At 35.1% G+C, this 24780-nt stretch carries 19 protein-coding genes; 7 read left to right on the top strand and 12 right to left on the bottom strand.

The window, feature by feature from the left end; translation table 11 throughout:
* Positions 1-8: 8 nt before the first annotated feature.
* Positions 9-827: a phosphatidylcholine synthase gene (gene pcsA / locus ACFIMK_RS09040; RefSeq protein WP_375638400.1), complete on the bottom strand. Its 819-nt coding sequence runs from the start codon at positions 825-827 to the stop codon at positions 9-11.
* Positions 828-1012: 185 nt separating this feature from the next.
* Between pcsA and ACFIMK_RS09035 the strand changes: the two genes are divergently transcribed.
* The 4 genes from ACFIMK_RS09035 to sodC all read left to right on the top strand — a co-directional run bounded on the left by ACFIMK_RS09035 (position 1013) and on the right by sodC (position 4377).
* A complete protein-coding gene (locus ACFIMK_RS09035; protein WP_375632233.1) occupies positions 1013-2239 on the top strand; it encodes a UbiH/UbiF family hydroxylase in 1227 nt (408 codons plus the stop codon).
* A 510-nt stretch (positions 2240-2749) separates the two neighbouring features.
* Positions 2750-3094: a hypothetical protein gene (locus ACFIMK_RS09030; protein ID WP_375638399.1), complete on the top strand. Its 345-nt coding sequence runs from the start codon at positions 2750-2752 to the stop codon at positions 3092-3094.
* Positions 3072-3395 (top strand): hypothetical protein, encoded by a 324-nt coding sequence (locus tag ACFIMK_RS09025; protein WP_375675849.1) that lies wholly within the window; start codon positions 3072-3074, stop codon positions 3393-3395. Before ACFIMK_RS09030 ends, ACFIMK_RS09025 begins: the two co-directional genes overlap by 23 nt.
* 454 nt (positions 3396-3849) lie before the next feature.
* Complete coding sequence (sodC, locus tag ACFIMK_RS09020) at positions 3850-4377, top strand: superoxide dismutase [Cu-Zn] SodC (protein ID WP_375632234.1); 528 nt, start codon at positions 3850-3852, stop codon at positions 4375-4377.
* Positions 4378-5023: 646 nt separating this feature from the next.
* Here sodC and ACFIMK_RS09015 read toward each other — a convergent pair.
* The 9 genes from ACFIMK_RS09015 to ACFIMK_RS08975 all read right to left on the bottom strand — a co-directional run bounded on the left by ACFIMK_RS09015 (position 5024) and on the right by ACFIMK_RS08975 (position 17504).
* Complete coding sequence (locus ACFIMK_RS09015; protein ID WP_375675848.1) at positions 5024-5962, bottom strand: COG2958 family protein; 939 nt, start codon at positions 5960-5962, stop codon at positions 5024-5026.
* A gap of 377 nt (positions 5963-6339) precedes the next feature.
* Positions 6340-9093, bottom strand: a complete 2754-nt coding sequence (locus ACFIMK_RS09010) for a DEAD/DEAH box helicase (protein WP_375682940.1) — start codon at positions 9091-9093, stop codon at positions 6340-6342.
* A 22-nt stretch (positions 9094-9115) separates the two neighbouring features.
* Positions 9116-10756 (bottom strand): site-specific DNA-methyltransferase, encoded by a 1641-nt coding sequence (locus ACFIMK_RS09005; protein WP_375638396.1) that lies wholly within the window; start codon positions 10754-10756, stop codon positions 9116-9118.
* An 83-nt stretch (positions 10757-10839) separates the two neighbouring features.
* Complete coding sequence (locus tag ACFIMK_RS09000) at positions 10840-11241, bottom strand: SUF system Fe-S cluster assembly protein (protein WP_273787976.1); 402 nt, start codon at positions 11239-11241, stop codon at positions 10840-10842.
* Positions 11234-12478: a cysteine desulfurase gene (locus ACFIMK_RS08995; protein WP_375611900.1), complete on the bottom strand. Its 1245-nt coding sequence runs from the start codon at positions 12476-12478 to the stop codon at positions 11234-11236. The genes ACFIMK_RS09000 and ACFIMK_RS08995 overlap by 8 nt, the downstream gene beginning before the upstream one ends.
* Positions 12479-12488: 10 nt before the next feature.
* Positions 12489-13751, bottom strand: a complete 1263-nt coding sequence (gene sufD / locus ACFIMK_RS08990) for a Fe-S cluster assembly protein SufD (RefSeq protein WP_375611953.1) — start codon at positions 13749-13751, stop codon at positions 12489-12491.
* Between the two features lie 11 nt (positions 13752-13762).
* A complete protein-coding gene (gene sufC / locus ACFIMK_RS08985; protein WP_375613438.1) occupies positions 13763-14518 on the bottom strand; it encodes a Fe-S cluster assembly ATPase SufC in 756 nt (251 codons plus the stop codon).
* Positions 14519-14677: 159 nt separating this feature from the next.
* Positions 14678-16189, bottom strand: coding sequence for a Fe-S cluster assembly protein SufB (gene sufB, locus ACFIMK_RS08980; RefSeq protein ID WP_375613439.1), 1512 nt, complete (start codon positions 16187-16189; stop codon positions 14678-14680).
* A gap of 139 nt (positions 16190-16328) precedes the next feature.
* Positions 16329-17504, bottom strand: coding sequence for a cysteine desulfurase family protein (locus tag ACFIMK_RS08975; protein WP_375628096.1), 1176 nt, complete (start codon positions 17502-17504; stop codon positions 16329-16331).
* A gap of 160 nt (positions 17505-17664) precedes the next feature.
* On the opposite strand from ACFIMK_RS08975, the gene ACFIMK_RS08970 reads away from it, so the two are divergent.
* From ACFIMK_RS08970 to ACFIMK_RS08960, 3 genes are all read left to right on the top strand, one after another.
* A complete protein-coding gene (locus ACFIMK_RS08970) occupies positions 17665-18345 on the top strand; it encodes an alpha/beta hydrolase (RefSeq protein WP_375613441.1) in 681 nt (226 codons plus the stop codon).
* 322 nt (positions 18346-18667) lie between these two features.
* Positions 18668-19921, top strand: a complete 1254-nt coding sequence (tyrS, locus tag ACFIMK_RS08965; protein WP_375638395.1) for a tyrosine--tRNA ligase — start codon at positions 18668-18670, stop codon at positions 19919-19921.
* 190 nt (positions 19922-20111) lie between these two features.
* Positions 20112-20597, top strand: coding sequence for a peroxiredoxin (locus tag ACFIMK_RS08960; protein ID WP_375611894.1), 486 nt, complete (start codon positions 20112-20114; stop codon positions 20595-20597).
* A 338-nt stretch (positions 20598-20935) separates the two neighbouring features.
* On the opposite strand, the gene prfB is transcribed toward ACFIMK_RS08960, so the two are convergent.
* Together prfB and ACFIMK_RS08950 are read right to left on the bottom strand one after the other, a co-directional pair.
* A protein-coding gene (gene prfB / locus ACFIMK_RS08955) for a peptide chain release factor 2 (RefSeq protein ID WP_375611893.1) occupies positions 20936-22064 on the bottom strand; the annotation gives its coding sequence in 2 pieces (ribosomal slippage) (positions 20936-21994 and positions 21996-22064; 1128 coding nt in all).
* 170 nt (positions 22065-22234) lie between these two features.
* A complete protein-coding gene (locus ACFIMK_RS08950) occupies positions 22235-24700 on the bottom strand; it encodes a penicillin-binding protein 1A (RefSeq protein WP_375628088.1) in 2466 nt (821 codons plus the stop codon).
* Between the last annotated feature and the right edge of the window lie 80 nt (positions 24701-24780).

Here is a 24780-nt window from a genome sequence, read left to right as displayed (position 1 = left end):
TAAAACAATTATTTCATTGTTTTTTTTATACTTTTTTCCCCAAGTTTAGGAAATATTTGCATGATTGCGCCAATACAATATATATAAATTCCTGTTACCGAAATTCCTATTTTAACCCAATAGGGAGCCTCTAGTTGATAAAAGAAGGCAGAAACACCAAAAAAACACCATAAGAGAAAAATGGGAAAATTAATTCTACGTAAACGAAGGACTCTTACTGGATGAATAAAATAAATTGGCAAAAAAGATATAATCGCCGATAGAACAATAATGATAAAAGTAATCCACTCTCCTGGTCTGACGACAAAAAGCGTAAAAATCATCATATTCCAAACAACAGGAAATCCTTTAAAAAAGTTTTCTTTGGTTTTCATACTAGTATCTGCATAATAAATAGCAGATGAAATAACAATAATTGCACTCAATGAAAATGATAACCCTATCCCCATGAAACCACTTTGATAGAGTGCAAAGGCAGGAATTAAGACATAAGTCACGTAATCAATAATATTATCTAACAGCTCTCCAGACCATGTTGGAAGAACGTACTTAACATCAAGTTTGCGTGCAATTGGTCCATCTATACCATCAACGAGAAGAGCAAGCCCAAGCCAACAGAACATAGCTGTCCATTCTTTTTGAGAGGCTGATATAAGAGAAAGAAACGCTAAAAATGATCCCGAAGCTGTTAGTAAATGAACGGAAAAGGCCTTTGCTTGTGGCATTGTTACTTTTTTATGGCGTAATAATTTAGCATTTGTTTTGATTTTCTTTGTTAATTTACGTTTCAAGGTTTTCTTATCCTCGTTTTTAAAGTCTTCAACCATCTATCAATACGCCATTTTTTAACGATGATATAACTCAGCATTTAAAAAAATCATAAAAAGGTTACTTTTTTATATCGCATTATTTATTACATACTATAATAATAGAAGAGCTTCATATAATAAAAAGAGAGAGATCATTTGGAAATGTTAAAATATTTTCTCAATGAATAAAGGTTCAAATCGTTGTGATATTTGAAAAGGAAGAGCATAAAGATATTGCTGTTATTGGTGCAGGTCCTGTCGGAATGTTAGCCGCGCTGAGTCTTGCACAGAAGGGGCTTTCTGTTTTTCTTGTTGGGCCCCCTGCTCATACAGATGAGTTACGGACAACGGCTCTTATGATGCCTGCAATACGCATGCTTCAAAAACTCAATATTTGGGATAATCTTCAAAAACATGCAGCTGCTTTATCGTCCATGAGAATTATAGATATAACTTCTAGAATTGTGCATGCTCCTACGGTGCATTTTTCTTCTACTGAAATTGGCGAAAAAGCTTTTGGCTATAATATACCTAATGTAAAATTGAACAGTGCTTTAGTCGACGCTGTTACACATACGCCCAATATTACAAGATTTGTTTCTGCAGCCAAATCTGTTCATCACACAAAAAACCATGTATGCATTACTCTTGCTGATCATAGAATTATTCAAGCACCACTTGTTGTTGCAGCTGATGGACGTCACTCTCTTACACGTGCCGCAGCAGGGATAAGTGTGAAACAGTGGAATTATCCACAAAAAGCACTTGTTCTCAACTTTTCTCATGAGTTTTCTCATCAAAATACATCAACTGAATTTCATACAGAACACGGTCCATTTACACAGGTCCCACTACCAGGACGAAGATCTAGTCTTGTATGGGTTGTTCATCCTTCCCGCGCTGAGGAATTATTAAATATAGAACCAAAAACAATTGCAAAAATGATCGAAAACCAAATGCAATCAATGCTTGGAAAGCTAAGCTTAGAAACATCAATTCAAGCATGGCCGCTTTTCGGACTTCTTTCTCATCATTTTGCTGCTAATCGAACAATTTTAGTGGGTGAAGCCGCTCATGTTTTTCCCCCTATTGGGGCACAGGGATTGAATTTAGGATTCCGTGATGTCCAAACTTTAATTGATATTTTACCCAATAAAATATCCAATTCTAACTCTGAAATGATTGTTGCACATTATAACAAATGCCGCAAACCAGATATATTAATCCGAAGTGGAGCTGTTCATACACTGAACTCTGCTCTACTTTCTCATATGTTGCCTGTTCATATCATACGAAGCATTGGGCTTGGTTTGTTGCATAGTTTCCCACCATTACGTAATTTATTTATGCGCGAAGGAATGTATCCCGGTTATGGATTCAAGGAAATTATGCAAATATTTCCAACAAAATCATCAAAACAGCTCTACTAAGCAATAATGGATAATAACGTAAAATAATAAAATTGCATTTTGAATCATATCTATTACTAATATAAAAAATATTTTTGTTCTTTCTAAGAAGTAACAATTTATATTAAAATAATTAATTATATTTATTTGATTTATTTATAATAATAACATGTTTAATTAATATAACTGTAAATTATTTTTTATTAAAAATTATTATATATATTTAGTATATTGATATGAAATAAGAGAAAACTGAATTATATACTACAAATTAAATTATAAAGATATCTTGCTAAATCATAGCTGTTAAATTTAGAACTATAAATAAAGTGAAAAATAATACCGTTTTGAAAAAGTTATTTTATAAAATTAATTTTAATAAGAAAATAAATAATAAAAAAACAGTTTTATTTAATCAATATATTTTTAAAAATTTTTATTGTTAAGTATAATATTAAAAATAAAATCATCTTTGGAACCTGTTAGTAACACAGAGGTTAATGAAGTGTTGTTTCAACAAATGGTAACAAGATGACACTAAATAATTTTTTGAAATTAAGTACTTTTTTTATAATGATTGCATGTGTCTCGTTGATAGTCACGACTTCAATAAGTGAAGTTTTTTACCTTCCTTATTGTCAAACCTTTACCTATAGCTCTACTCAAAAGGTCACTAAAATAGGTCAGAACTCATTTACTGCTTCACAAGTTAAAAATTGTCTTATGCAAAATGGTTTTGAGAATATTAAACGATTGCGCTTAGATGACAATGGTATCTGGCGTGCTTTAGTAAAATTTAAAAAGTCCCATTTTTTCGTATCCGTTGACTATTCAGGAACAGTTAGCATTCAAAATGAAAGAAAAGAATATGATTGATTTAAAAACTTACAGCAACGTTTCTTTTCACAGCTGTAAGAAAAAAAAATTAAAAAAGTGCTACCATTCTATTAAAGAATTTGCTTTCATTGGCGGTTTAAATGGTAGCATATCAGGAGCTATCGCGGCAACTCTTGCAGCTTATGGTTATATTGCTCTTCCAGGATTTGGTCCAGTTATCGCAATGGGTATAGGAGTAGCACTTTCTTCCGGAATAATAATAGGAGCACTGATAGGATCAGGAATGGGAGGGAGTGTCGGTATATGCTGTATTTTATTGGGAAATTTATATGAATCATAATAATTTTTTCTCTTATAAATTTCATAATGAATAGAAATTTCTCGTCATTTTTTCTATGAAAAACAATTAAATCATCAACAAATTATATGTTCTTTTTTTGATGAAACGATCATCATATTGTAAATGAAATAATAGCTAACTTACTAAAATTCCTTATTTAATTTCTTATTATACCTCAAAAAGTAGATTTTTTAAAAGCATCTCTTGAAGAAATGTAAGTGAGATATAATTATCCATCCATAAAAGCTGTATTTTTTATAGATCAAAAAATAAAAGTTATGTTCAGAAATATATATAAACACACTTTAATTTATTTGCTCTTTCTAATAACAGAATATTTCTATGTAAATTATTTTTCTTAAAGTTAAATTTAAGACATTTATATAATATATCATTAATATAGATTGTTATTTATAGACAACAATATATTAAAATATAAGTATAAAGGTATTTTATGAAAAAAATATTATTATCATTATTGTTTTTTATGGCATTTTTAATTCATAAAAATTCTGCATTAGCACTATCAAAACAAGTAAATATTTATAAATTAGAATATAACAATTCCAAAAAGGCTATTGGTAGCATTAAAATTGAAGAAACCACATACGGTTTGATTTTCATCCCTAATTTATCTACTTTATCAGAAGGAATGCATGGTTTTCATGTACATGTAAATCCTTCATGTGATACAAAAGATGGCATAATTGGTGGAAGCGCAGGTGGACATTATGATCCGGAACATACCGGAAAACATTTAGGACCTTATAATGTCAATGGTCATCTTGGTGATTTACCAGCACTTTATGTTGATAAGCAGGGATATGCCATAATGAGCGTTCTTGCTCCACGATTAAAAAAAATCTCTGAAATTAAAGGGCGCTCTTTAGTCATTCATTTAGGGGCTGATAATCAATCAGATAAACCATTACCGCTTGGCGGAGGTGGTGCACGTTTAGCGTGCGGTATTATTGAAAAATAAAGAGAGTATTGTGGCAGACTGCGACAGTACACACTTCCTTTACCATAAGGTGTGAGAGAAATTTATTTTTTAAATCTATTTCAAGAAATTGAGTAAACTATGTGAATATTTTATAAAATTAATGTTTTTTTGAATGTTTACTTCGGATAACAAAAAGCTTAGTAATCATCAAAACGAACAGCAATGGAAATTAAAGAAATAGTAGTGTAAATTCTCCGTAAGAAGACTTCAATATGAGGAAGTAATATTTTCCATGCTTGATGTAAACAAAGCAAAAAAGTCGAATTTCACCCTCTATAATAGCAAATTTATAATAAATTATAATCATTATAAGTCTAGTATTTAATGGAATCACGCTCAATGCACAAAATAGAACAGGCTTAAAACAGAATTTTTACTCTTCCCCTACTCAACCCTACTCATGAGGTACGTGAGAAAAATTTTAATTGATACAATATCAATATGAGATGGTTTGAAAGGATTGAATACTAGGGTATTCATTCCCCTCATTTAAGTTTAAAGACTAATTATCATTAGTAAATCAACATATTATACCAATATAATAAGACAAATAAAATAGTTAGAGTAATTTTTCATCATTCTGAAAAAAGGCTTTTAAACAATAGAGTCTTTTTAAAAATACCCCTCATAGATACATATGATCCCAATCTAGAGGACGCATCTCACCAGTTTGATAAAATTGACGAATGAGCTTAATATAATCAAGAAAATCTTTGTTTTCCTCCACTAATCTATTAGCAGTATCCCAATCAATATCACTACGTTCTTTGGCAGGAATTAAGATCTCACTCTCGGAAGAGTTTTCCTTATTAAGTCTTATAAATCCAATTCCATGCAAACTTGAAAGCATCCGAAGCTCTTTTAATGTATCAACTCCTTCAATTTCACTAGCAACTAAATAACTCAAATTAGCCCATGAAGAATTACTAACTGTTTGAAAAAATGCTTTTCGTAAATTTGAACGATTGATGAGAATTTTTACTTCAAAAGACCAAAGCTTTGTCTTTTTATCAAAATATTGCAAAACACAGTCTTTGATTTCACGATTCCATTCCTTGCTTAAATCTTGCATCCCTACGAGATCTGGATAAAGCCATTTATTTCCGCCTGCACCATGTTTATTACGAGAACATTTCTCATTAATGCGCTTGCTATAAACTGCAAGCTCTGACCATAAAAATTTAGATAATAATGGATAAAGATCATGCTCTTTAACAGAGCCATCTTCTGTTCTACTCTTTGCATTGTCCTCTATTGCATCAATTTCAGCACTATCTGTTTGTTCAGTAAAATAATATTGTCTCGGTCGTCCTTCAGTGGTTTTAATTTCTGAATAACGCTTTTGTAACTGAGGGCGTTTTGCCCCTATTTCAGCAACAATTTGCTGAATAAGAGCCGCATCACTATTAAGGGGAGTGATTATTGCCGTTGAATTCTTTTGTTTTTGACGGCATTTTTCTGGGTAATTTTCAAATATCCATTGAGCAATTTCTCGAGCTGTAAACTTTTTTGTCGGGTTTTTCTTTAAAAAATTAAAAACAGTGTTTGTTAAATTTAAAGTCATATGAAAAACTCCCCCTTTTATCCTCTGGGTATTTCATTATATTCAGGCGTTTTAAATGAAAGAACAATAAACTGTTTAAGTTTTTTAAAAAAAGAACATTTATCAAATTACTCAATAAAATTAAAATATTTTTTTTAATTTATGATTATAACTCAAAGATCTTTTCACATAATGAAAATAAGATTGTACTTTTATAAAAAAGTGTAAATGTGCTACAAATCCCCATACAAAAGCATAATCTTGTATAACTTTTCTATACATTTTTCTTTTTATTTTAACGTCGTTAGAAAAAAGTTAAAAATAATTATTCAAACATTTGATTAAACCTCACACCCGTCAATTAAAAAACTTATGTGTTTTATTTTTGAAGCAAAAAGTTATAAGCTCTCAAGTATAGATTCTGAAATGGTAAACTCTGCACACAAACCTTCAAAACTACTATTTGCTTTAATAGCATCATGGGGAATAAGAACATAATACCATTTTTTATCGCCATAAGTCGCCGCATAGCGCGTTGCATGACAACACCATTGAACTGCAGCTTCTCTCTTTTTTAAAACAATAGGATTTTGCATTTCAGAGGCTTTTTTAGGCTCACAAAGATATTTGGCATCCTTCGTTTCTACAACAAAGTCTGGTTCATAGATTGATCTTTTATCATATTCTATTCTGAAAAAACCTCGAGCGGGTTTCATCCATTTCAAGACTTGTGCATCATCCTCTAATATTTGAGCAAATCGTAATTCCCCTTCTACTGAATCAAACTTTTGTAAAGGATAACAGCATTTTCTAAAGCCGCTGAATACAAGTTTTTTAATATCGCTTTTAATGGCAGGAATATTACGAAAATCAAGAGGAGACGTCCCTTGCGGCAACACATAATGGATAGGTTGTAAAATTGTAAAACCTCGTGTAACTTTAACCGCATAATCTTTTTGCGTTTCCCATTGATGTTCTCTTAATTGCGCAACAATAAAACTAGTAAGCTTGTGCTGATAGTGAATTAATACGTTCTCAACAGCTGTATCATTGGGTAAATAAGATCGGAAATGTTCTACTATCTGACTAGCTAATTTTCGTAATAAGAGCGTATGGTTATCATAATCGACAAAGTCATTATCAATCAAACCACGAATGATGTAGTTTTCAAGATAAGGCTCTTTGACATATTCATTCTTAGATGTGAGAAAAATGCTTTTATGGGTACGCAATTCTCGAATTAAAAGTTCTTTACTAACAGGTTGAAAATTTAAGTTTTCTAAATTTTCCAAATCAAAATCATAAAAACCATAAGTAACATCACGCGAAGGAATGAGTATAATATTTGGAATATCTATGATCAGTTCTGTTAATTGTTTTGTCAGAATTGTCAGCACTTTTGATACAAGAGACTTTTGTGATGAAGGCTTAATATTCATAACTTTATTAGCAATTTTTTCTTGTATCTGTGCAGAACAAAGCATTTGAGAACTTGGCAATTTATCATTCTCTTTGATAAGATCCCACGCGATCGCTGCAATATCTTGCTCTTCAGGTGTTAATGTAGGGGAATCTGTATGACGTAATATGATACCTTGTAAATCAGAAAATGCTCCATTTATATCGGAATTACGTATTACCATCGTTTGCATCAATAAAGCTTCTACTTGACTTGGAACTGTCACTATATCGGTCTTTTCAAAGGGGATATTCCCTCCTGTTCCAATCTCAATATGCTTTTTTATAATTGAGTTTGGATCGTTTGCACGATCAATAATATCTTGAAAACGATCATGCGCAATAATTGTTAAACGATCAATAGCTTCCACGCCTGTTCTATACCCATAAGGCAAACGCAATCCACGCCCAATTGTTTGCTCTGTTAAAATTTCTGAAGCCGATGCACGCAACGGTACAATAGTATAGAGATTCGTAACATCCCACCCCTCCTTTAATTTATTAACGTGAATAACAATTTCTGTTGAGTCATGAGAATCTTCAATTGCAATCAGCTTTTGAATATTTTGATCTTCTTCTATATTCGACTGTTTTGTATGAATCTCTATAACTTTTCCCTTATAAGCTCCTGCAAAAAAATCATCTGATTCCAATAAATCACGCAATTTCTGTGCATGATTTGTATCTTGAGCGACAACTAAAATAAAAGGCTTAACGAACTTTTTGTTATAATCTTTTGCATAGACAATTAAATCTGCTTTCACGTTTTCATGGGCATGAATTGCATCTTGTAATTTGATATGTTCTAATTGTTCAGATGTATAATTTTGAGGTTGAAAATCTTTACGTGTAGCAACAGCAGGCTCTTTTACAAAACCATCTCTCATAGCCTCTGCAAGTGAATAACTATAGACAACATTTTTAAAATCTACGGGTTTTGCACCTATTGTTTTTGGTGTCGCTGTAAGCTCTATTCCTAAAACAGGTTTTAACTCATTAATTGCTGCCGCACCAGCAGAAGCTCGATAACGATGTGCTTCATCCATTAACAAAACTAAATCAGGAAGATTTGCGAGATAATCAAAATAACTTTCACCAATCGTTTCTTGTAAGCGTTTAATTCGCGGAATACTAGATTTTAGTGCGCCTTTTTTATTATCCGTTGTATTAATTTTAGAAATATTAAAAATATTGATAAAGGCCGTATCTCTATTCTCAAACAAACGCTTTTGTCCTTGAATATGGTGTTCATCAACGCGAATACCTTTACCACTTTCATAATCTTCACCTGTAATAATAACGGGTCTATTGGCAATAAATTCACTCATTCCACTGAAAACATACTTCGGACTTTGGGGACTAAAATCCTGTTTTAACTTTTCATAAATAGTCAAATTTGGCGCTAAAACAAAAAAATGGCGACTACGACCTGTTAAATAAAGATAGCTGATAAAAGCCCCCATAAGTCGCGTTTTCCCAACACCCGTTGCTAAGGCAAAACAAAAAGAGGGAAAGTTTCGTTCAAAATCTTGTACAGAAGGATAAAGATTTTTTATCACTTCTAACTCTGCAACCAAATCAGCATTTTTAGAAAGCTCTATATTTTCTAAGATTTTTACCAAAATATTTAAAGATTCACGTTGAGGATCACGCAACGATAAGCGAGCAGAAATCCTTTTTTCAACAGTGTTCATGAAAAACTCCGCTTTTTATATATTATTCAAATAGATCTAATTCTGCTTGCGCAATATCTTTATTTTTGCTGTTTTCTTTTACCACAATCACTGGTTCAAGATTGGCTACATTTAAACTGTAATCGTCCCTTCCCCATTCGCATTTTTCTAATATTGCACGGGGGATTTTAGTGAGTGTCAGATTTTCAAAGGATGCTGATTTTGTATCAAAGGCTGTACCACAAATCAGCAACGTGCGATGAGAGCCTACCTCTTCACTCATTATACAGAGTTGTTCATGGGTCATGGCGCTCGTTGTGACATAAATATAATCTGTTTCGGTTGAATACCCTTGCATCCAATAATGATTTTCATCAGGTGCGTAGGTAAATCCCATATGTTTGCACATGGCTTCTGATAGCATGGCAGCATTATATTCGCGACTAATAATCCATTGTCCCCATGGATCTTTTTGCAACAGGGAAGGTGCAAGGCGATAATAACGGAATCCACCGCCACCTTGCCAATTGACACTTTTGGAAATTCCCCCTTGATCAGTTCCATCAATGACTTGTTTTAAACGAGGGATAATGTGGGTGTGACAATGCTCACCAAGTTCAATCATAATCCACTTCCTTCCCATTTTATGGGCAACAGCACCGGTTGTGCCAGAACCAGCAAAAGAATCCAGTACAAGATCACCGGGATTAGTGGCAAGTTGAATAATGCGTTCCATTAAACGTTCCGGTTTAGGAGTTGTAAAGACACTATCAGAATTGAAGACTTTGGCTTCTTTTTTTGCATCTTGATTATGGCCAACTTCCTGATAAGGCCAAATGGTCATTGAAACCATACCATTTTTTACCTCTGATAAAAAACGTTTCATAGAAGGAACATTACTTCCTGTTGGACCAAACCAAACACGATTATCTTCTAATAGCTTAGCAAATTTTTGTTTACTAACGCGCCAACTCGTTCCAGCAGGAGGCATCACACTGCGCCCAGAAGGCGTAACAATTTCATAAACATCTTTTAAATTCATAGTCTTAACTGAAAGATTATCTGATTTCCAAGGACCGCGAGGATCATTATCAGGATTTTTATAGCGCGCATCCATATCGCTTGAACGAGGAAGCAATTGAGGGCGCCAAATCGTTTTATCTTTAGCATAAACCATTATAAAATCATGATTATCAGAAAGCCATTTTGTATCATTTTGTGGAGCATATTTCTTTTGCCAAATAATATTGTTGATGAAATTTTGGCGACCAAAAATTTCATCCATCATCACTTTAAGATAGGCTTGTTCATCATCATCAATTGATATCCAGATACTTCCATCATCCGCCAGTAAATGATGTAACAATTCTAGCCTATCTCTCATAAGACTTAGCCATATGGAATGCTCTAAACCATCTTCATAATGTTCAAAAGCATTACCTGTATTATAAGGCGGATCGATATAGATACATTTTACCTTCCCCATATATTCTTGTTCAAGCGCTTTGAGTGCGAGCAAATTGTCACCAAAAATAAGTTTATTATCAAAAATATCTTGGGATGATATTTGATGCGAAGCGTGATAAGATTTTTCAAGATCTTCTAATAAGATACGAGGCTCTAGTTTTGGGCGTTTTTCTTTTCCAATCCAAATGAGTTCTAGTTTTTGTTTATTATAACTCATGCGATCGTCCTTAAATTCAAATGCTTGTGAAAAGTAAACAGCTTATTCATGAATGGCTAAATTAGAGTCTCTTAACAATACTTTTAGTACCATCCGACAGCAATTTGAGCTTCTTCTGACATACAATCAGGTGTCCATGGTGGATCAAAAGTCATAGTGACTTCAACATACGAAACCCCTTCAACTGCACTGACTGCATTTTCTACCCACCCCGGCATTTCACCTGCAACAGGACATCCCGGTGCTGTAAGAGTCATTTCAATTTTTACTGAACGATCATCTTCAATATCAATACGATAAATCAGTCCTAGCTCATAAATATCAGCAGGAATCTCTGGGTCATAAACTGTTTTGAGAGCAGCAATAATATCATTTGTCATACGATCAATTTCGTCTGCTGGAATTGCCGATATGTAAGATTTTTTATTTTCGCTTACAGTTTCAACGGATTCTGTAGAATGACGCTCTTCAATTGATTCAGCCATTAAAAAATGTCCTTGTTTCTTGCAATGCTTCTACTAATTGATCTATATCCTCTTGAGTGTTATACATGGCTAACGATGCGCGGCAAATAGATGTTAGACCAAAGCGCTGTAATAAAGGCTGTGCACAATGAGTTCCCGCACGTATTGCAACCCCTTTTCTATCAATAAACATAGCGATATCATGGGCGTGAATCCCTTCAATTATAAATGATATAATAGCTCCTTTATTGGGAGAATGACCATAAATACGCAATGACTCAACCATTTTAAGTTTTTCCTGCGCATAAGCTAAAAGGGACCTCTCATGGGCATGAATCGTGTTACGACCTTTCTCTTGTATATAATCAATAGCCGCAGTTAATCCAATAGCTTCAACGATAGGAGGAGTGCCTGCTTCAAAACGGTAAGGAGGAGCATTATAAAAAACCTTATCGGTTGTTACCTCCTCGATCATTTCCCCTCCCCCTTGAAAAGGACGCATTTCTTCTAACCTATCTTCTTTACCATACAAAACACCAATACCAGTGGGTCCATAAAGCTTATGACCTGTAAAGACATACCAATCACAATTGAGATCTTGCACATCAACGGTTAAATGTACTGCTCCTTGAGAACCATCAACAAGAACCGGAATAGAATTTTGATGTGCTAGTTTAATAATCTCTTTAACAGGAGGCACAGTTCCTAATATATTGGACATATGCGTTATAGCAACAAGCCGCGTTTTTTCGCTTAAAGCCTTTTGGAAATCTTCAATGTGCAGAACACCATTTTCATCGACAGGAACAAAAATAAGTTTAACACCTTTTTGTTCACGGAGAAAATGCCAAGGAATAATATTTGAATGATGTTCCATGATCGTTAGAACAATCTCATCACCTTCCTTGAGTTTTGGCATCGCCCAACCATAAGCAACAGTATTAATAGCTTCTGTTGCATTTTTCGTAAAAACAATTTCTTCAGCTTTTTGAGCATTTAGAAAAACACGAACGGTTTCACGAGAATTTTCATAGGATTGTGTTGCTATATTGGCTAAAAAATACATTCCCCTATGCACATTAGCATAACTATAGTGATAATAATTATTCATTGCATTGAGTACTGACATTGGTTTTTGGGCAGAAGCACTACTATCAAGATATGCTAATCGCTTTCCATAAACTTGATGGTGCAAAATAGGAAAATCACGCCGAATTTCTTCGACATTATAAGTAAATGTTTGTACGTTATTTTCCATTTTTTCTACCTTAAACATTTTTTTCAAGCCATTTACTAATGATATTCTCCAAAACGATTTGAATATTATCTTGCTTGATGTCATCAATGAGCTCAGAGATAAATCCTTTAATCAAAAGTGCTCGCGCCGTTTTAAATGGGATACCACGTGTCATAAGATAAAAAAGATAATCATGATTAATATTAGCAACTGTTGCACCATGACCACATGCAACATCATCAGCAAAAATCTCCAGTTCAGGCTTTGCATTAAATTCTGCATCATCTGAAAGAATAAGGCTATTACAAGCCATGCGTGCATCTGTTTTTTGCGCTTTTTGAGAAACACGTATTATTCCTTGGAAAACACCAACAGCCTTATCTGTAACCACATTGCGTATAATTTCGGTTGATGTTGATTTTTCTTCCACGTGACGAACAGTCATTGTAAGATCACTATGTGTTTGTCCTGATAATAAATTTATGACGCGTAATTGAAAATCAGATTCTTCTCCCTGTAATTCAATATCGATTTCTTGGCGATTTAATTGACTCCCTATATTAATGACATAAAGTGATAACTTCGCTCTTTGATCAAGAACAGCACAAAATCGACCAAATTGTGTAGAATTAAAATCACGATTGCGAATGAGAATCCACGTAACATCACTATCAGCAGCAACATTTAATGAAAATATTGAACTGACAAAGGTATCTTTATCATTGCCAACCTGATGTTCAATAAACATAACTTGACTATTTTTATCAACTTTTATATCCGAAAAAATATGAGATTGTCCCCCCATTTGTATATTTTGTAATTCAATGGGGATATTTAACTTTGTATTTTCAGGGATGTGAAAAAGCCAACCATCTGTAACAAAAGCTGTATTTAACTGTCCAATAAAATCTTCATCAGAAATGTTTTGATTTATCTGTACAGAATTATCTTCTAATGCGTCTGAAAGGCGTTTTACTGCAATGTTGTCTACCTTTGACTCTATCGATGTTTTTCCATTGTTTATGGAGAAAACAGCACTTTCTGAAAGCAATGCATCAACCAATTGATTGTCTTGAACTTTTGAAAAATTGCTAATAGACTTCAGTAAGGTACGCAGATTGGTATAATGCCAACTTTCGATTTTACGGGAAGGAAGCCGTGTCGTTTGAAACTGCTCAATAGTTTTCTTGCGGATTTCCTGTACAGCTTTATCACCAGGTAAGTGGTTTACATACTGATTAAAATTACTGAGTATATTTTCTTCAACCGCTAACAAGTTTTGCTGTGCATTCATATTTAATAACCTCAAACCGCTTCCCTAATAAGATCAGCATACCCATTTTCCTCTAAATAAAGCGCTAAGGATTTATCACCGCTTTTGATAATTTGTCCTTTATAAAGAACATGTACCGTATCAGGAATAATATAATTAAGCAGCCGTTGATAATGGGTAATCACCAAAAATGAACGTTTTGAATCCCGAAGTTTATTAACACCATCTGCAACAATTTTTAGTGCATCAATATCTAAGCCAGAATCCGTTTCATCTAAAATGCAAAGTGTAGGTTCAAGAAGTGCCATTTGTAAAATTTCAGCGCGTTTTTTTTCTCCACCTGAAAAACCTACATTTAATGGACGCTTTAGCATATCCATATCTATTTCAAGTTTGGCTGAAACTTCTTTAACACATTTTATAAATTCAGGAATTTTAAGTTCTTCGTCACCTCGCGCTTTGCGTTGAGAATTCATCGCAACTTTTAAAAATTCCATTGTTGCTACCCCTGGTATTTCCATTGGATATTGAAATGCAAGAAAAACACCATATGCAGCACGTTCTGCTGGATCCATTTCTAAAAGTGATTGTCCATTATAGAGAATATCTCCTTCTGTTATTTCATAATCATCACGACCAGCAAGCAAATAAGATAAAGTTGATTTTCCGGCTCCATTTTGTCCCATGATAGCGGCAACTTCTCCATCTTGAACTGTCAAGTTTAAACCACGAATAATTTCTGTATCGGTTTCAGCAATACGGGCGTGCAAATTTTTGATCTCTAACATAATTTAATCCTGTTTTGGCTGTTTTTCAGATATCAATGCGTATTATTTTACCTTAGCATCCATCTACTTTTGTAATTACCATAGAGGTCATTTTTAGCATTATGTGCTACCGTTACAGCCTTTTTACATAAAGTCTTCTATTTATCTAATTAAATAAAATTATCCAACACTACCTTCAAGGCTAATACTAATAAGCTTTTGTGCTTCGACAGCAAATTCCATGGGAAGTTTTTGAATGACCTCTTTTACAAAACCATTTACAATTAATGCGATAGCTTCTTCTTCGGGAATTCCTCTTTGCATAACATAAAAAAGTTGGTCATCAGAAATTTTTGATGTTGTGGCTTCATGTTCAAACTGAGCTGTTGCATTTTTTGCTTCAATATAAGGAACTGTATGCGCACCACAATCATTCCCGATTAACAAACTATCACATTGCGTAAAGTTACGCGCATTTTGTGCTTTTCGATGCGCTGTGACTTGTCCTCGATACGTGTTATTTGAAAAACCTGCAGAAATACCTTTGGAAATAATGCGACTGGAAGTATTTTTTCCCAAATGAATCATTTTTGTACCGGAATCAATTTGTTGATAACCGTTTGCAACGGCAATAGAATAAAATTCTCCACGCGCATTATTACCACGGAGTAAGCAGGATGGATATTTCCAAGTAATCGCAGAACCAGTCTCAACTTGTGTCCATGAAATTTTAGAGCTATCACCTCGACAATCTCCACGCTTCGTCACAAAATTATAAATACCGCCCTTTCCATCTTTATCGCCAGGATACCAGTTTTGTACTGTAGAATATTTAATCTCTGCATTTTCAAGGGCAATAAGCTCAACAACAGCAGCATGAAGTTGGTTTTCATCACGTTGGGGTGCTGTACACCCTTCAAGATAAGAAACATAGGAATCTTCAGCGGCGATAATCAATGTTCGTTCAAATTGGCCAGTGTTGCGTTCATTAATCCTAAAATAAGTTGAAAGCTCCATAGGACAACGAACCCCTTTAGGAATATAAACAAATGAACCATCTGTAAAGACAGCTGCATTTAAGGCCGCATAATAATTATCACTTATAGGTACAACTGTTCCTAAATATTCTTTAATAAGCTCAGAATGTTCAATAATCGCCTCTGAAATAGAACAAAAAATCACACCAGCACGTGCCAGCTCTTTTTTGAATGTTGTTACAACAGAAACAGAATCAAAGACTGCATCAACAGCCACCTGCCCCGATACAGACATACTGTCATCAAAAGTGGAGGGATCAGACTGTTTTCTTACTCCTGCCAAAATCTCTTGTTCTTTAAGGGGAATGCCAAGTTTTTCGTACGTTGCTAATAACTCAGGATCCACTTCATCCAAAGATTTTGGTCCTGTATGATTTTTTGGAGCAGCATAATAATAAAGCTCCTGAAAATCAATTTTAGGATATTCAAGACGCGCCCAATGAGGCTCTTGCATTGTCAGCCAACGGCGGTAAGCTTTTAAGCGCCATGTTAGCATCCATTCAGGCTCATTTTTTTTAGCGGAAATAAATTTGATAATATCCTCATTTAAGCCTTTTGGAGCTTTATCGGTTTCAATATTGGTTTCAAAACCATATTTATATTGGTCAACATCTATTTCACGTACTTGGCGTATCGTTTCTTGTACTGCCGGCATAAATTTTCTCCATTTTTTGGCGTCAAAAACCGGTAACTAAAGTCTTGTTTTTTACAAGATTAAAGTAAGCAAGTTATCTCCTAGGCTATAGGTAAAGCGCAAAAATTTCAATCAAACTTATTTTATTTTTAAAATAATTCTAATTTTTATAACTTTCTGATGATAAATCTTCCCCTTTTTTCCTGCTTATAATTTGAGAAAAAAACGACAGAAAATCATCAATATCTTCAGAAGTTGTGCCACGCCCTAGCGAAATGCGAATGGCACCATTTGGAACATGATACCCCATTGCCTCCAACACTTTGCTTTGTTTTACTTTTCCCGAAGAACAGGCAGAGCCGGATGATAAAGAAAACCCTTCTAAATCAAAAGCAATTTGCATCGTTTCAGCTTTTATATTTTTCACGGTAAAGTAAGTTGTATTTGGCAAACGTTGAACTCTTTTGCCAAAAATCTCAACATTTTTACTTATTTTTTGTAGTCCAGCTTCTAATTTATTGCGTAAATATATTAACTGTTTTATTTCCTCCTGTGTGAAGCAATCAGTCATTGCTGCCCCAAAAGCAGCAATAAGGGGCAATGCTTCTGTTCCTCCACGGAGACCTTTTTCTTGTCCTCCTCCAATAATAAGAGGGTGTGGCATGAGAAGATTACCACATGAAACAAAAGCACCAATTCCTTTAGGACCGCCAATTTTATGGGCAGACAGTATAAAAAAGTCTCCTCCTAACTGATGAATATCCACAAAATTTTTATCTACATATTGTGTCAAATCAACTATAAGAGTGCCTCCTAAATCCCGAACAATAGCGGCGATTTCTGTTAACGGTTGAATAACACCCGTTTCACTATTTGCAGCTTGAATAGCAACAAGAGGTAAACCTTTTGTTTTATCGTGAACCGTTAAGAGTGATGTTAATTTATCTTGTTGTATGAGCCCATCTTGATCAACATCAATGACGCTTATCAATTCTTTAGAAAAACGTCCTCCCTCTGCAACAGAGGGATGTTCAGTCGCTCCAAGGTAAAGATGAGAAAATTTAACTTTTGCTTTCCCCATATTGTAAAAAGGTGTTAACAAAGTCATTGCGGCTTCACTCGCACCAGAGGTAAATACCACGTGATCTGGATCTGTTTTAAGATTTTCAGCGATTTGCCGACGGGACTTTTGCAACAAAGTTTTAGCGGCACGCCCTTCCTTATGAACCGATGATGGATTACCAAATATCTCTAAAGATTCCAGTAACGCTATCCGTGCCACTTTTTTGAGCGGTGTTGTTGCGTTATGATCAAAATATCGGCGTTTTATAACCATTTTACATCGCAATCATTAATCTTATGAATTGATTGAAAAAATAGCGCATTTTTCTTGAAAAGTGCACTAAAAAAAGAATATCTAATAATTATTTAAGAGATTCTATGGTAAAAGTCGACCAGGGTCAAAGAGAGCCTTTTATTGCATTAAGGAGCATTTTATGCCAGAAATTATTTTTAACGGTCCCGCGGGTCGGCTCGAAGGGCGTTATCAACCTTCACAACAAAAAAATGCACCCATTGCGATCATTTTGCATCCTCATCCCCAATTTGGTGGAACTATGAATCATAAAATTGTCTATGACCTCTTTTATATGTTCCAACAACGTGGCTTTACAACTTTACGTTTTAACTTTCGTGGTATTGGTCGTAGTCAGGGTGAATTTGATTATGGAATAGGAGAACTTTCAGATGCTGCTGCTGCTCTCGATTGGGTGCAGACACAACATCCAGACTCTAAAAATTGTTGGGTAGCAGGATACTCATTTGGAGCATGGATTGGTATGCAGCTTTTAATGCGCCGACCGGAAATTGAGGGATTTATCTCAGTTGCCCCTCAGCCTAATGTTTATGACTTTTCATTTCTTGCACCTTGTCCCTCTTCTGGACTTATCATTCATGGCGGTATCGATAAAGTTGCCCCTCCAAAAGATGTTCAAATACTTGTCGATAAATTAAAAACACAAAAAGGTATCATCATTACACAAGAAATATTGGAAGAGGCTAATCACTTTTTCAGTGGATGTCATGAAAAACTTATTGAACGATGTGCCCACTATTTGGATAACCATATCTCCAATGAACTTCTCGCTCCTCCTCCTGAAATACTTTCACTAACTTAGGAAAATACGATAGATTTATAAAAAATTAGCAAAAATCGTCTCTGATCATAACAAAGTAATTTTTTTAGTCTGCATTTAAAATTTTTCTAAATTTTATTTCAGGATAGAAATGAGAATAACAGAACACCTTTTTTCTATTACTAAGAAGTTTCTTTTTTAGCGTAAAAAGGAAATAATACCTGTATTATTATCTTTATACTACCAATATGTCTCTTTCTCTTGTGAGGTGTGCGTCAGTTATGATAGATAACGCATTAATAATTCGTTATATAATCGCCTATTATATACAATAAATGCACTCTTAAATTAGGAAATTAAATCTGTGTTTGCCTTTAAATCTGATTTTTTACACATTATGAGCGAACGTGGTTTTATCCACCAAATTTCAGATGAAAAAGGCTTAGATGATCTTTTTTCAAAAGAAACTGTAAGCGCTTATACTGGATTTGACCCAACAGCATCGAGTTTACATGCTGGAAGTCTTCTTCAGATTATGATGCTTTATTGGTTACAAAAAACGGGTCATCGCCCCATTGCTTTAATGGGTGGAGGAACCGGATTGATTGGTGATCCTTCTTTCAAAGACGAAGCGCGACGCCTTCTGACACAAGATGATATTGCTGCAAATATTGATGGTATTAAAAAGGTATTTGCTAACTATTTGACATTCGGTGACCGAGAAACCGATGCTTGTATTGTGAATAATGCTGAATGGTTATGCAATTTAAACTACTTAGAATTTTTGCGTGATGTAGGAAAGCATTTTTCTGTCAACCGTATGTTGTCATTTGATTCTGTCAGACTCAGACTTGAGCGTGAGCACTCTTTGTCATTCTTAGAGTTTAATTATATGATTCTGCAAGCTTATGACTTTGTTGAACTTTATAAACGTTATGGGTTGCGTATGCAAATGGGGGGCTCTGATCAGTGGGGCAACATTATTAACGGAATCGAATTAGGACATCGTTTAGGAACACCGCAATTATATGCGTTAACATCACCATTGCTGACAACCTCTTCCGGTGCCAAAATGGGTAAATCATTGAATGGGGCTGTATGGCTAAATGCGGATAAACTTTCACCTTATCAATTTTGGCAATACTGGCGCAATACAGAAGATGCTGATGTAACACGATTTCTAAAGCTCTATACTCCATTGCCGATGGATGAGATTCTTAAACTTTCTCTATTACAAGGAACTGAAATTAACGAAGCAAAAAAAATTCTTGCAACAGAAATTACAGCAATGTTGCATGGACGTGTTCTTGCTGATGCAGCAGCAGAAACGGCTCGCAAGACGTTTGAAGAAAAAACTCTGGGAGAAAATCTTCCAACTGTTGAAATTAATGCCTCAGAATTAAAAAAAGGTGTTGGATTGCTCACTCTTTTAGTACAAGCAGGACTCGCTAGATCGAATAGTGAGGCACGCCGACACGTTCAAGGTGGAGGTGTCCGTGTAAATGATCAAATTATTGAGGATGAAACACATCTTATTATTGAAAGGGATGTCAGTGCAGAAGGAACCATTAAACTTTCTTTTGGTAAGAAAAAACATGTTGTGATGAAACCAGTATAATCTTTTGCTGTTTTGTTTATGTTGTTCACGTCGAGCTTGTTCTTTCAATTCAATCGTTGTGATAGGGCGAATTTTGTTAGGGAAATAAAAGTCTCTTCAAAACGATAAAATTCTAGAGAGTTGAATAGTTCTTTTCTTCTGTGTACTCTGATATTTTATACCTGTTACACAAAAAAGAAAGATGAAAACAATGACAAGACCAATGAAAGGTGCTCTTGCTCCTGATTTTACTTTGCCGCGCGATGGAGGAGAGACAGTGTGTCTTTCTGACTTTAAAGGAAAGCCTGTTGTTTTATATTTTTATCCAAAAGATGACACCAGTGGTTGCACAAGTGAAGCACTTGATTTCACAAAATTAAAGATGAAATTTGATGAAATCGGTGTTGCTGTTATTGGAATCTCTCCAGATAATGTAAAAAAACATGATAAATTTAAAATAAAACATGAACTTGATGTCATCTTGGTTTCTGATGAAGAAAAAACGACCCTCGAAGCTTATGGTGTTTGGGTTGAGAAAAGCATGTATGGACGCAAATATATGGGAGTTGAACGGAGCACTTTTTTAATTGATGCAAATGGAATAATAGTAGAAGAATGGCGCAAAGTAAGCGTATCTGGGCATGCTGAAAATGTTTTAGCTACTGCAACACTTTTATATCATAATGGTAACTTGTAAATTGAGTGTTTGATTTACCTTCAAAAGCAAAAGTTATTCTCCCTAATTGATTTTAGTTTTTCAACGGATTCAATTTTTACAATATATTGATTTATAAGGATAATGAATTGTTTTACATTTATATTAGTCCCCCGAATATCGCAAAATTTTCTGATTTCAGATTCTTCCTATCACTTGCAATATCATAAGCAGAATTAGCGTGTGAGAAAAAGTTGAAGAAAGGAACAAGAAAATCCCCCTTTAAACCTTTAAAGTATCAAAGGCTATATAACATCACAGCATCCATAAAACGAACAGCTTAAGAAAAAATCTACATGGCTTGAAGGAAGGATATGTAATTAACGAATATCCTCAGTTTTTTTGTCTTGTCCATAAATGCGCCGTGCGAGTGCTGCCTCTATAAATGCATCTAAATTACCATTAAGTACGGATTGTGGATCCGTATTTTCAATTCCTGTACGCAAATCTTTGACAAGCTGATAGGGTTGAAGAACATAAGATCTAATTTGATGTCCCCATCCGATTTCTGTTTTAGAAGATTCAGCAGCATTGGTTTCTTCTTCTCTTTTTTTAAGCTCTTCTTCATAAAGCCGTGCACGCAACATCGACCAAGCCGTAGCGCGATTTTTATGTTGAGAACGCTCTGTTTGACATTGAACAACAATACCCGTTTTTATATGTGTGATGCGAACAGCAGAATCTGTTGTGTTAACATGTTGTCCTCCTGCTCCAGATGCACGATATGTATCAATACGCACATCTGCCTCTGAAACATCAACTTCAATATTGTCATCAATAACTGGATAGACCCAAATGCTCGCAAAAGAAGTATGGCGCTTTGCATTCGAATCAAATGGAGAAATCCGTACTAAGCGATGAACGCCTGATTCTGTTTTTAACATTCCATAAGCATTATGCCCTTTTACAAGAATAGTCGCTGACTTTATTCCTGCTTCTTCTCCATCATGAATTTCTAAAATTTCAACCTTCATTTCATGCTGTTCAGCCCATCGCATATACATACGTAAGAGCATAGAAGCCCAATCTTGGCTTTCTGTTCCCCCTGCTCCAGCATGAACTTCTAAATAGGTATCATTCGGATCTGCCTCTCCTGAAAGAAGTACGTCAATTTGCCTTTTATCTATCTCATTTTTAAGATTACGTATTGATCTTTCTGCATCAGCGATAATTTCCACATCACTTTCTTCTTCGCCCATCGCAATAAGCTCAATGCATTCTTCAAGTGTTTTTGTAAATGATAAAAGACCATTGATTGAATCATCAAGACGTTGACGCTCACGCATCATATCCTGTGCTCGTTGTGCATCATCCCATAATGATGGATCTTCCGCTTTTTGATTAAGATATTCAAGACGCTTTAGTGATTGATCCCAGTCAAAGATGCCCCCTTAGCAATTGTATTGCTTTCTGGATTTCATCAACTAATGTTTCTATTTCTGCTCGCATAATTTAACACCGTATTTTTAAAAACTCTTTTTGGTTGTGTCTCTTAGCATTTTATACAAATTTAATAGCTGCTATCAGAAAATGGTACAGTTCTATCACTCTATTTATAGAACCGACATTGTAAAAAAGAGATAAAAACCATGACTCATGGCAAAAGGAGATTTTGTCGATTAATACAGCCCACCTGTCCCACTTTCAAGTGCTTTGTTGACTTGTGGAGAAGTCGTTACTGCAGGAACACCTTCTTGAAAAGAATTTGTACTCCCAATAACTTGATATATATCAGCAGGCCCAGTCCCTGGTTTAAATGCTTCTATAATGACATCTTGATCTCCTCTTTCGGCAAGCATTCCTGTTTTCCGATTAATTGGCATTAAAATCATACCTTTTGGCATCTTAAAGGGAACATCTGGCTTCCCTTTAAGAGCATCTGCCATAAAATCACCAAAAATAGGTGCAGCTAATGAACTTCCTGTTCCATTATATCCTAACGGAGCTGGTTGATCATAACCGACAAAAATACCAACGACAATGTCAGGAGTAAATCCCATAAACCAGACATCCTTAGAGTCATTGGTTGTTCCTGTTTTAGCGGCAATATGTCGATTAAGATAACGTAAACGTGCCGCAGTACCACGCTGAACAACCCCTTCCATCATCGATGTAATTTGATAAGCCGTCATAGGGTCAAGAACTTGATCTCGCTCATCAATCAATGTGGGTTCACTTTGATTATTCCATGAATTCGTATTACAATTTTCGCAAATACGATCATCATGACGATAAATTGTCTTCCCATAACGATCTTGAATTCTGTCTATCAGAGAAGGTTTAATAGAGCGTCCGCCATTGGCAATAACGGAATAAGCTGTAACCATTCGTAATACTGTTGTTTCGCCAGCCCCTAAAGCCATGGGAAGATAAGGCTGCAATTTATCTACGATCCCAAAGCGTTCTGCATATTCAGCGACAAGAGGCATTCCCATATCATTGGCAAGCCGTATTGTCATAAGATTACGAGAACGCTCAATACCATAACGCAACGTTGAAGGTCCTGCAAAGGTACCCCCATAATTTTTGGGTTGCCAAACTTCACCATTATATTGACGAACTTCAATGGGGCCATCTAAAACAACGGATGCTGGTGTATATCCGTTATCAAGAGCTGCTGCATAAACAAAAGGCTTAAAAGCAGACCCCGGTTGGCGATAAGCTTGGGTTGCACGATTGAATTCAGATGCGGCAAAAGAAAATCCTCCCACCATAGCAAGAACGCGCCCTGTATGAGGTTCCATAGCAACAATTGCACCTTCAACCTTTGGAATTTGTTGTAAACGATAAGTGTTGTTTGTATTAGATAGTTTTTCAACAAAAATGACATCCCCAACTTGCAGAACATGAGATAAGCTCTGAACAGTTTTTCGATAACCATTTTCTTTTACAACATGGAGTGCCCATTTTGAATCAGCTTCAGATAAAACAGCAATTTCCCGTTTTTTTGATAATATACCTGAAGCTTCGCGCTGTGGCTGTAAACCAATCTCTACTTTATTGAGATTAGTAGAAAGAACAACAGCTAAACGCCATTCAGGAACATCACTTAGCCCTGTGATATCTGCAAGTTCTGTCCCCCAATCACCTTTCTCATCAATATGCGCATAAGCTCCACGCCATCCTTGCGCATGATCAAATCTAATTAATCCATCGTGCAAAGCACGTCGCGCAATAAGTTGTAAATGCGGATCAAGCGTTGTACGAATGGAAAGCCCACCTTCATAAAGTGTTTTAGCCCCATAGCGATGTATTAAACGACGCCGTACTTCTTCAGTAAAATAATCAGCCGCAAAAACATAGCTATCACTCCCACGTATTGTCGCTCCTAAAGGTTTAGCTTTCGCTTTTTCACCTTGTTCACGCGTTACATATCCATTTGCAATCATCCGGTCTATAACCCAATTACGCCGATCAATAGCACGTTGTGTATTCTTAAATGGATCATAATTTGCTGGTCCTTTTGGAAGAGCAGCCAAATAAGCACATTGTTCTAGCGTCAGGTCATTGACGGATTTATTGAAATAGGTCAATGAAGCAGCAGCTATGCCATAAGTGCCACGACCCAGATAAATTTCATTGAGATAAAGTTCGAGAATATGATCTTTTGAATAAGTTTTCTCAATACGCATTGCTAAAATAGCTTCCTTAAATTTACGTTCTAACGTTGTTTCTGAACTTAAAAGGAAGTTTTTAGCGACTTGTTGCGTTATAGTTGATGCACCCTCTGGACGTCTTCCAGAACCAATATTACGAATATTATTGATCAAAGCTCGAGAAAGTCCTTCAGGATCTAAACCAAAATGATGATAAAAGTTTTTGTCTTCAGCCGAAATGAAAGCATTTATAACAAGCTTTGGTATTGATTGAATCGGTAAATAGAGGCGATGTTTTGTTGCAAACTCTGCCATAAGACGGCCATCAGAAGCATGGACACGGGTCATTACCGGCGGCTCATAAAGTGAAAGAACTTCATAATCAGGGAGTGCATTTGCTTGACCACTGGTCATAACACCCCACGTTATTGCACCATAAAGTCCAATAGCAATAAAAAAACGAAGAAGATATCTTAAAAAAATCATCATAAAAACGGCTATCGCTTTCTTAAGAATTAATTAAAGAAAAAATACGTTACTTCAAACACACCAAGTGGATATCACCACAA

Source organism: Bartonella sp. AP280QHHD, from assembly GCF_042196125.1.
Lineage (GTDB): Bacteria > Pseudomonadota > Alphaproteobacteria > Rhizobiales > Rhizobiaceae > Bartonella.
This window is presented reverse-complemented; position numbering and strand designations above follow the sequence as displayed.

Excerpts from the sequence above, each read along its gene's own strand:
- ACFIMK_RS09000 (WP_273787976.1), bottom strand. The coding sequence starts at position 11,241 with ATGGCTGAATCAATTGAAGAGCGTCATTCTACAGAATCCGTTGAAACT.
- ACFIMK_RS09010 (WP_375682940.1), bottom strand. The coding sequence starts at position 9,093 with ATGAACACTGTTGAAAAAAGGATTTCTGCTCGCTTATCGTTGCGTGAT.
- ACFIMK_RS08970 (WP_375613441.1), top strand. The coding sequence starts at position 17,665 with ATGCCAGAAATTATTTTTAACGGTCCCGCGGGTCGGCTCGAAGGGCGT.
- ACFIMK_RS09030 (WP_375638399.1), top strand. The coding sequence starts at position 2,750 with ATGACACTAAATAATTTTTTGAAATTAAGTACTTTTTTTATAATGATT.
- ACFIMK_RS09015 (WP_375675848.1), bottom strand. The coding sequence starts at position 5,962 with ATGACTTTAAATTTAACAAACACTGTTTTTAATTTTTTAAAGAAAAAC.
- ACFIMK_RS08960 (WP_375611894.1), top strand. The coding sequence starts at position 20,112 with ATGACAAGACCAATGAAAGGTGCTCTTGCTCCTGATTTTACTTTGCCG.
- ACFIMK_RS08950 (WP_375628088.1), bottom strand. The coding sequence starts at position 24,700 with ATGATGATTTTTTTAAGATATCTTCTTCGTTTTTTTATTGCTATTGGA.
- sufC (WP_375613438.1), bottom strand. The coding sequence starts at position 14,518 with ATGTTAGAGATCAAAAATTTGCACGCCCGTATTGCTGAAACCGATACA.
- ACFIMK_RS08995 (WP_375611900.1), bottom strand. The coding sequence starts at position 12,478 with ATGGAAAATAACGTACAAACATTTACTTATAATGTCGAAGAAATTCGG.
- ACFIMK_RS08975 (WP_375628096.1), bottom strand. The coding sequence starts at position 17,504 with ATGGTTATAAAACGCCGATATTTTGATCATAACGCAACAACACCGCTC.
- ACFIMK_RS09025 (WP_375675849.1), top strand. The coding sequence starts at position 3,072 with ATGAAAGAAAAGAATATGATTGATTTAAAAACTTACAGCAACGTTTCT.
- sodC (WP_375632234.1), top strand. The coding sequence starts at position 3,850 with ATGAAAAAAATATTATTATCATTATTGTTTTTTATGGCATTTTTAATT.
- pcsA (WP_375638400.1), bottom strand. The coding sequence starts at position 827 with ATGGTTGAAGACTTTAAAAACGAGGATAAGAAAACCTTGAAACGTAAA.
- sufB (WP_375613439.1), bottom strand. The coding sequence starts at position 16,189 with ATGCCGGCAGTACAAGAAACGATACGCCAAGTACGTGAAATAGATGTT.
- sufD (WP_375611953.1), bottom strand. The coding sequence starts at position 13,751 with ATGAATGCACAGCAAAACTTGTTAGCGGTTGAAGAAAATATACTCAGT.
- ACFIMK_RS09005 (WP_375638396.1), bottom strand. The coding sequence starts at position 10,756 with ATGAGTTATAATAAACAAAAACTAGAACTCATTTGGATTGGAAAAGAA.